8 protein-coding genes are annotated in these 8,873 nt (G+C 73.7%); all 8 read left to right on the top strand.

Going from position 1 to position 8,873, the window contains the following annotated elements:
• On the top strand, positions 1 to 234 hold a 234-nt coding region (locus ABZ641_RS18625; RefSeq protein WP_359983100.1), incomplete at its 5' end, for a hypothetical protein.
• A gap of 68 nt (positions 235 to 302) precedes the next feature.
• A complete protein-coding gene (locus tag ABZ641_RS18620) occupies positions 303 to 1,772 on the top strand; it encodes an oxidoreductase (RefSeq protein WP_359983098.1) in 1,470 nt (489 codons plus the stop codon).
• Positions 1,773 to 1,816: 44 nt separating this feature from the next.
• Positions 1,817 to 2,785 carry a leucine-rich repeat domain-containing protein gene (locus tag ABZ641_RS18615; RefSeq protein WP_344625846.1) on the top strand — a complete coding sequence of 323 codons (969 nt, stop codon included), beginning with the start codon at positions 1,817 to 1,819 and terminating at the stop codon, positions 2,783 to 2,785.
• A 114-nt stretch (positions 2,786 to 2,899) separates the two neighbouring features.
• A complete protein-coding gene (locus ABZ641_RS18610) occupies positions 2,900 to 3,805 on the top strand; it encodes an NADP-dependent oxidoreductase (protein ID WP_359983094.1) in 906 nt (301 codons plus the stop codon).
• 132 nt (positions 3,806 to 3,937) lie between these two features.
• Complete coding sequence (locus ABZ641_RS18605) at positions 3,938 to 4,192, top strand: hypothetical protein (RefSeq protein ID WP_344625844.1); 255 nt, start codon at positions 3,938 to 3,940, stop codon at positions 4,190 to 4,192.
• A gap of 507 nt (positions 4,193 to 4,699) precedes the next feature.
• Entirely contained in the window at positions 4,700 to 6,244 is a 1,545-nt protein-coding gene (locus ABZ641_RS18600; RefSeq protein WP_344625843.1) for an arginine decarboxylase, read from the top strand.
• A 3-nt stretch (positions 6,245 to 6,247) separates the two neighbouring features.
• A complete protein-coding gene (locus ABZ641_RS18595) occupies positions 6,248 to 7,861 on the top strand; it encodes a class I adenylate-forming enzyme family protein (RefSeq protein ID WP_344625842.1) in 1,614 nt (537 codons plus the stop codon).
• Positions 7,862 to 7,913: 52 nt separating this feature from the next.
• Positions 7,914 to 8,873, top strand: a 960-nt coding sequence (locus ABZ641_RS18590; RefSeq protein WP_359983091.1) for a DMT family transporter, incomplete at its 3' end; no start/stop codon positions are given.

Raw genomic sequence — 8,873 nt, 5'->3', positions numbered from 1 at the left:
CGCGGGCTCGTCGCGCGCGACGCGAGGGCCCACGCGCTGGAACTCGCCGACGTCCTGTACAGCTTCGCCGCGGCCCGGGTGTCGGCTGGCACCGGATCGGAGTCGGTCGAGGCGCTGACTGCTCTCGACGAGGCGGTCGCGCTGCTCCGCGAGGTGGCCGAGGACGTCCCCTGGTCCGTCGAGCGAGGTCTCCGCAAGGCCGAGGTCCTCCGTGAACGGCTGCTCGGCGGATAGCCCCGCAGCCGTCCCCGTCCCGTCCACTACGCTCCTGACCCGGTGTCAACCGGACGGGGGAGTGGCGGGTGCCGGCGTACGAGGAGCTGGGTGAAGCGGAGCGGCGGCTGTGGGAGGCGTTCCCGCGGGGGGAGGAGCTCGACCTGCGGGGTGCGGCGGACACGGCCGTCCGGGCGGAGGTGGTGGCCGCGCTGCTGCTCGGCGGCGGGCCGGCCGCGGTGCGGGGGCGGGTCGGCGGGCTGCGGCTCGTCGGCGCCACCGTCACCGGGCAGTTGGACCTCACCGGGGCCGCCGTCGAGCTGCCGGTGCAGGTGCGGGACTGCACCTTCGAGCAGCGGGTGCTGCTGCGCGGGGCGACCGTGCGCTCGACCTCCTTCCTCGGCTGCCGGCTGCCCGGCCTGGACGGCTGGCTGCTGCGGGTGGACGGCAACCTGTTCTTCGAGGACTCGGTGATCGAGGGCAGGCTCACCCTCACCCGCGCCCACATCACCGGCGAACTCCGGCTCAGCGGCGTCCGGTTGACCGCATCGGAGCTGCTGGAGCCGGCGGGCCCCGAGGAGCGGCCGGCACCGGCCTGGGCGCTCTGGGCCGGCGGGCTGGTCATGGAGGGCGGCTGCTTCGCCCGGAAGGGCTTCCGTTCCCGCGGCGGGCTGCGCCTGGTCGGCGCGACCTTCGGCGGCGGGCTGTTCATGGAGGGCGCGCAGATCGACAACCCCGGCGGCGAGGCCTTCTCCGGGGACGACCTCACCGCCTCCACCATGATCCTCACCGAGGGGTTCACCGCCCGCGGCGTGCTGAAGCTGCCCGGGGCGACCGTCCGCAGCCGCCTCTCGCTGGACGGCGCCCGCCTGCACGGCGACGGCACCACCGCCCTGGACGCCACCCGCCTCACCGCCGGAGACCTGCACCTCACCCCGGCCGCCGTCCCCGAGGGCACGGTCGACCTGAGCGCCGCCCAGGTCGCCGTCCTGCACGACAACGTGCCCGCGCGCAGCGCCGACACCCGGCTCGACGGACTCGTGTACACCTCCCTGCAGGGCGCCACCGGCCTCGACGACCGCCTCGCCTGGCTGGGCCGCACCCCCGGCTACACCCCGCAGCCGTACGAGCAGCTGGCGGCCTGGTACCGGCGGATCGGCCACGACGACGACGCCCGCCGGGTGCTGCTGGCCAAGCAGCGCCGCCGCCGGCGCACCCTCGGACCGCTCGGCCGGGTCTGGGGCCGGCTCCTCGACGCGACCGTCGGCTACGGCTACCGCCCGTGGCAGGCCGCGGTCTGGCTGGCGGCCCTGATCGCGGCCGGTACAGCGGCGTTCAGCCACGGCTCGCCGACCGCCGTCCAGGCGGGGCAGGGGGCGCCGTTCAACCCGCTGATCTACACGATGGACCTGCTGATACCCATCGGCGGTTTCGGCCAGCGCACCGCCTGGTACTGGACGGGCCTGCACCAGTGGCTCGGCTACGCCCTGATCGCCGCCGGCTGGCTGCTCACCACCGCCACCCTGGCCGGCGTCACCCGTTCGCTGAACCGCAGTTGAGCACGGTGCCCGACCGACCGCACGGACCCGAAAGGCAGTCTCCCGTGACCCTCCCGGCCGATGCCCTCCGCCGCGACGCGGACGGCACCCCGACCGCCCTGCGCGCCCCGCACGCCGACCTCACCCGCTGGCCCGCGGACATCGCCGCGTACCCCGGGCTGCGGCTGATCGACCTGGACGGCAACCGGCTCGCCGACCTGCCGCCGTCGGTCGCCGCCCTGCCCGCGCTGCACACCCTGCTGCTGTACGGCAACCGGATCGGCACCGTGCCGCCCGAACTCGGCGACGCGCCCGCACTGCGCCATCTGAGCCTCGGCGGCAACGGCCTGCCCGACGTCCCGGACAGCCTCTGGCGGCTGACCGGCCTGCACTCGCTGAACCTCGCCGAGAACGAACTCACCGGCGTCCCCGACCACATCGGGGCGTTCACCCGCCTGCGGATGCTCGACCTCGGGCACAACCGCCTCGACCACGTCCCCGCGGCCGTCGGCGCGCTGACCGGACTCACCGACTTCCTCTACCTCAGCGACAACGGGTTCACCGCCGTCCCCGAGAGCCTCGGCCGCCTCGACCGGCTCGCCTACCTCAACCTCACCGACAACCGGCTCGGCGCACTGCCGGCGTCGATCGGCGGGCTGGCGGGCCTGCGCGAACTGCGTCTCCACCGGAACCGGTTGACGGCGCTGCCGGACACCATCGGCCGCCTGCCGGCGCTGCGCGAGCTGCACCTCACCGACAACCGGCTCACCGAGCTGCCGGCCGCCGTCGGCGGGCTGGCGGAACTGCGGGTGCTGGACCTGCGGAACAATCCGCTGCGGCGGCTGCCGGAGTCCGTGGCCGGCCTCACCCGGCTGCGGCACCTCGACCTGCGGGCCACCCGGATCACCGAGCTGCCCGCAGGGCTCGCCGCCCTGCCGGACCTGGAGAAGCTCGACCTGCGCTGGACGAAGCCGGAGGTCCTGCCGGACTGGCTGTCGGACCTCCGCGACCGCGGCTGCGCCGTGCTGCTCTGAACCCGGGCACGCGCTTCCCGGCGTCGGCCTCCGGCGGCGGTTCCGGCCGGGCCGCCGCAGAGTGGGTCAGGGCACCTGCGGTTCCGTCCGTCCGTCTCACCCCGGGAGTTCCCGATGTCCAGAGCGATCACCTTCTCCGAGTACGGCGCACCCGAGGTGCTGCGGCTGTCGGAGGTCGACCCGCCGGAGCCCGGACCGGGCCAGGTCCGGATCCGGGTCCGGGCCGCCTCCGTGAACCCGTTCGACCTGAAGATCCGCTCCGGACGGATGGCCGCCGACGCCCCCGTGAGCTTCCCCGTGGTGCCCGGACTGGACGCGGCCGGTGTCGTCGACGCCGTCGGCGAGAACGCCGGCGCGGCGGTGGGGGACGAGGTCCTCGGCTCCACCGCCGGCGGCAGCTACGCCGAGTACGCCCTGCTGGACCGGCCGGTGGCCAAGCCCCCCGCGCTGTCCTGGGAGGCCGCCGCCTCGCTGGTCACCGTCGGCCGGACGGCGCACCGCGTGCTGGAGCAGCTGGGCGTGCAGGAGGGGCAGACCCTGCTCGTCCACGGCGCCGGCGGCAGCGTCGGGATCATCGCGGTGCAGCTGGCCGCCGCCCGCGGCATCACCGTGGTCGGCACGGCCGGCGAGCAGGACGTCGAACGCGTCACCGCCATGGGCGCGAGGGTCGTCCGCTACGGCGACGGCTGGGTGGGCCGGGTGACGGCCGCGGCCCCGCAGGGCGTCGACTTCGTCCTCGACGCCTCCGGCGCGGGCGTGCTGGCCGACTCCGTCGCCCTGACCGGGGACGCGGGCAGGGTCATCACCATCGCCGACACGGCCGCCGCCGAGCACGGCGTCCGCTTCAGCGCGGGCACCTCCGGCCAGGGCGAGGAGTCCGTGCCCGAGCTGGCCCTCCTGGCCGCCCGGGGGAAGCTCACCGTCCCGATCTGGCGCACGTACCCGCTGGCGGAGGCGGCCCGCGCCCACACCGACCTGGAGGCCCGCCGCAACCGGGGCAAGGCCGTCCTCCTGCCCTGACCCGCCCGCACAGGGGGAGCCGCCGCCGTCGGCCCGTTCCAGCGGCTGCTCCGCGCCCACGGGGAGGTCTCCGGCATCCCGCCGTTCCTGGCGGACCACCCCAACGTCCCGCGCCGTGCGCTGCGGGCCTTCGTGGACGAGGCGGACCCGCGGGTGCGCCTCCTCGCCCTGAAGGACCCCGGGCTGCCCCTCGCGGAGCTGCGGCGGCTCGCGGACTGCGAGGAGCCGTTCCTGCGGGCGGCCGTGGCCCGGCATCCCCACGCCGATGCGGACCTGCTGGAGCGGCTGCTGGCCGACCCGGAACCGCGGGTCGCCGACGACGCGGCGGCCGGGCCGGTGCTGCCGCGGGACCGGATGGAGCGCATCCTCGTCGCGGCCGGACTCTGACGGCGACTCCGCCGGACGCCGTCACCTCCGCCAGGTGCCGGCCGGCGGGGTGCGGCCGACCTGCTCGGTCGTCCGTTGCCGCCCCCGCCCGGACCAGACCGAACGGTCGGAAAGTGTGAAGCGGAACGCAGCCCACCCCGCGCGCGAGTCTGATGATCGTACTTGCTGTGCGAACTTTTGACGGGCCGCCAACTGCTCCGTGCCGGAACGGCGCCGGCCGGGCGGCGCCGATGGCCGTGATCCGGCCCGGGTTGTGCGCGTCCGGGCGTTGCGACGTGCGTGAATCGGCGGCAGGGGCGCGCGGATCCGTCAAGGTTCCCCTCATCGGCCACTGGCGCCCCATCCGTACACCGCGCGCCGGTCCGGCACGCCTTGCGGGAAGTCTGCGCAGCCATCAGAATTCCCGATGAGATTTGATACCGGCGCGAAGGTTTTATTTCATGGAGGCGAGGCACTCAGCCCACGCCCTCTCCCGGGTGCTCCGATACCCCTCTGGAGTGCACACCCATGACCCCAGCCAGCAGCACCGCCCTCGGGCCGGAAACCGTCCCGCAGGCCGCGTCGGAGCTCGGCCCCCCGGAGCCGAGCGCCACCCCGCTCGCCGACGCCGTCCTGCGCGTCGCCAGACGCGACATCGCGTCCTTCCACGCGCTGCCGCTCTCGCACGGCCGGTCCATCCTCAACTCCCGGACCAAGGCCGTGTACGAGGCCCTGTTCGGGCAGGCGCAGCTGGCCGCCGACGTGTCCTACAGCGGCACCATGCTCGACTCGTTCTTCCGCCCGCACGGCCCGCTGCGCGAGGCCCAGCGGCTCGCCGCCCGGACCTTCGGCGCCGACACCACGCTCTTCCTCTCGGCCGGCACCTCGACCGCCAACCGGGTCGCGCTCGCCGCCCTCACCCGCCCCGGCGGCCGGGTGCTCGCCGACCGCAGCTGCCACCAGTCCGTGCACTTCGCCCTCGGCTCGCTGACCGTCGACGTCGAGTACGCCCCCATGCGGCGCTGCTGCGACACCTGCCCGCGCACCTTCGCCGACCTGCCGGTGCTGCTCCGCAGCTTCGCCGAGGCCGCCGCCGAGGGCCGCCCCTTCGACACCGTCGTGCTCTCCGCGGTCTCCTACGACGGCGTCCGCTACGACCTGCCGACGCTGCTCGCCGAGATGTCCCGGATCCACCCGACCGTCAACGTCCTGGTCGACGAGGCGTGGGGCGCCATCCACCGCTTCCACCCGCAGCTGCGCCCGCTCACCGCCCTCGCCGCCGTCGAGCAGCTGCGGGCCGAGAACCCGTCACTGCCCATGACGGTCGCCGTCACGCACTCCGCGCACAAGTCGATGTCCGCGCTGCGGCAGGGCTCGTACCTGCACCTCGTGGGCGATCGGGAGGCGCAGGAGCGCACCGCCCAGGCGCTCTTCCAGCACCACACCACCTCGCCGAGCTTCCCGGTGCTGGCCAGCCTCGACCTCGCCCGGCTGCAGGCCGAGCACGAGGGCGAGGCCCTGCTGGAGCGGTCGCTGATGCTCGCCCGCACACTGCGGACCGAGATCGCCACCGACCCGCGGCTCTCCGCCTACCGCACCCTCGGCCCCGAGGGCCACCTCACCGACCCGGCGATGCTCGTCTCCGACGACCCCACCCGCGTCCTGGTCGACATCCGCGCCCTCGGCATCACCGCCGCCGACTTCCGCCGCATCCTGTTCGACGAGTACGCCCTGTACGTGGCCCGGGAGAGCGGCGGCGCCGTCCTCTTCCACGTCCACATCGGCGTCGACGAGGGCACCCTGCTGCGGCTGCTGGAGGCGCTGCGGGTCATCCAGCGCACCTACCGCACCACCTCCGCGGCCCTCCACGAGGACAGCGCCGACCACTTCATCATCGCCTACCCGCCCGGGATCCCCATCACCGTGCCCGGCGAGAAGCTCTGCGACGCGACCCGCGCCGAGATCCGGGCGCTGCGCGCCAGCGGCAGCGAGATCTACACCCTCTACCAGCCGCAACCCGCCGCCGCCCCGGCCCCCGAGACGGCGTCCGCCACCACCGCTGCATCGGAGTAACGCATGATCAAGCTCGACGACATCCGCAAGCACGCCGCCCGGCGCCCCGACCACGTGGCCGTGGTGGACCGCGACTTCCGCCTCACCTGGACCGAACTCGCCGAGCAGGTCGCCCGGGTGGCCACCGGCCTGGCCGACCACCTGCCCGCCGAGCGCCCCGCCCGCGCCGCCTTCATGTCCTGCAACAGCTGGGAGCTGGTGGTCGTGATGGCCGCCTGCGCGACCCTCGGCGTGCCCTGCATAGGCCTCGACTACACGACCACCCCCGAGGCCACCGCCGGCGCCCTGGAGCAGCTGCAGCCGACCGTGCTCATCAGCACCCCGCTGCGCCGCCCGCTGCTGGAGCGGTCCGGCTGGCCGGGCACGCGCGACGTCCTGAGCATCCACCTGGCCGGCCCGGAGAACGACGACTACGACACCGGCCCGGCCGCCCCCGGCGCGGTCTGCTTCCAGGCGCTCGCCGCCTACGAGCCGGCCCCGACCACCCCGGTCGAGCAGCCGTTCACCGCCTTCTCCTTCACCTCCGGCACCAGCGGCATCCCCAAGCTGGTGATCCGCAACTCCTCGTTCGAGGCGCGCCGGCTCTCCGACCTGGTGGACCAGTACTCCTTCGACGAGGACGACGTCCACATGGTCACCGTCCCGCTGTACCACTCCTCCGGCCCCGGCTGGGCCCGGATCTTCCTCTCGCTCGGCGGCTCGGTCGTGCTCAGCCCGTACGAGGACGCCGAGAAGATGGCCGAGCTGATCGTCGCCGAGGGCGTCTCCACCACCCTGATGGTGCCCCCGGTGCTCAACCGGCTCATCTCCCACCCGGCCTCCGAGCACCTGCACAAGACGTCCCGGCTGCGCTTCCTGCTCTCCGGCGGCCGCCACCTCAACCGCTGGGTCATCAACCAGACCTGGGACCGCCTCGGCCCCGTCCTGCACCTGTACTACGGCACCACCGAGACCGGCCTGAACACCATGATCGGCCCCGAGGAGCTGCACGTCGCACCGGCCCGCTCCGGCCGTCCGATGCCCGGCAGCACCATCCTCGTCCTCGACCCGGAGCACCGCCCGCTGCCGAAGGGGCAGCTCGGCCGGATCGCCATCGCCAGCTACCAGCTGATGGACAGCTACGCCTCCGCCGAGCCCGACTTCCTGATGATCGAGCACGCCGGCCGCACCCAGAAGTACCTGCTCACCGGCGACAGCGGCGTCATGGACGAGGGCGGCCGGATCGAGCTCAGCGCCCGCAACGACGGCGTCACCAAGGCCGAGGGCCGGCACCCGCTGGACGTCAACATCTTCGCCCTCGAGGACGAGCTCACCGGGCTCCCGTGCGTCCGGGAGACCGCCGTCCTCAAGGTCGACCTCCCCGACGAGGGCCCGACGTTGGTCGCGGCCTTCGCCCCCATCTCCCCCGAGCGCGAGGCGAGCGGCTCCCGTGCCGTCCTCGCCGCGTGCCTGCGCCGCGCACCGCAGCTGCCCGCGCGCGTCGTGACCGTCCCCGAGATCCCGTACAGCCCGACCGGCAAGGTGCGCACCGCGCAGCTGCTGTCGACCGTCCTCGACCTGATCGGGCAGGAGAACGCGGCCTCGGCGGCCGACCGCATGGAGCTGACGACGGCATGACCGCCGTCCTGCGTGCCGCCCCACCTCACCCCGACTCCCTGACAGGAGAACTGTGAACGACCAGAAGAAGTACGCCCGAGGGGTCCTGCTGTGCCTCGCGGCCACGCTCTCGTGGGGGGCCATGTTCCCCCTCATGGACGTGACGCTGAAGTACATCGACCCCTTCACCTTCACCTGCCTGCGCTACGGGATCGCCGGCCTGATCTTCGTGGTCGTCCTGCGCGCCCGGGAGGGCGTCGCCGGACTGCGCCTCAAGGGCGAGCGGGTCGGCCTCGCCTGGCTCTTCGGCACCGCCGGATTCGCCGGCTTCCAGTTCCTGGTCTTCTTCGGCCAGGACCTGATCGGCGAGCAGGGCGCGCTGATCGCCTCGATCATGATGGCCACCATGCCGATGATGGGCTTCCTGGTGAACTGGGTGCTGCGCAAGGTCGTGCCGCCCAAGTGGTCCTTCGCCTTCATCGGGCTGTCCTTCGTCGGCGTGATCCTCGTCGTCACCAAGGGCGACGTGGCCGCGCTCTTCAACACCCCGCAGAACTACGGCGCCGACGCCCTGCTGCTCTTCGCCGCGCTCTGCTGGGTGATCTACACCTCCGGCGCGACCTACTTCCCGAGCTGGTCGCCCATCAAGTACACGACCGTCACCACCGTGCTGGGCCTCGGCAGCGCCGTGGTCATCACCGCGGTGCTGCTCGCCACCGGCGCCGTCGCGGTGCCGACCGGCCACGCGGTCGTCACGATCCTGCCCGAACTCGCCTACATGAGCCTGATCGCCGGCTTCGGCGGCGTGCTCGCCTGGAACATCGGCAACCGCAACCTCGGCCCGCTGAACGGCGTGCTGTTCATGGACGTCGTCCCGATCACCGCCTTCACCATCTCCGCGCTGACCGGTGTGATCCCGGCCGGCATGCAGGTGGTCGGCGCGCTGTTCACCGCGTCCGCCCTCGTCCTCTACGCCGTCCGCCCACTCGGTGTCCCGGCGGGTGTCGAAGACCACTGCGAGCGCGACCGGTCC

The organism is Kitasatospora sp. NPDC007106 (assembly GCF_040634455.1).
Lineage (GTDB): Bacteria > Actinomycetota > Actinomycetes > Streptomycetales > Streptomycetaceae > Kitasatospora > Kitasatospora arboriphila.
This window is presented reverse-complemented; position numbering and strand designations above follow the sequence as displayed.

What these genes read in the sequence shown, in the direction of transcription:
- ABZ641_RS18610 (WP_359983094.1), top strand. Translation starts at nt 2,900, where the DNA reads ATGTCCAGAGCGATCACCTTCTCCGAGTACGGCGCACCCGAGGTGCTG.
- ABZ641_RS18595 (WP_344625842.1), top strand. Translation starts at nt 6,248, where the DNA reads ATGATCAAGCTCGACGACATCCGCAAGCACGCCGCCCGGCGCCCCGAC.
- ABZ641_RS18600 (WP_344625843.1), top strand. Translation starts at nt 4,700, where the DNA reads ATGACCCCAGCCAGCAGCACCGCCCTCGGGCCGGAAACCGTCCCGCAG.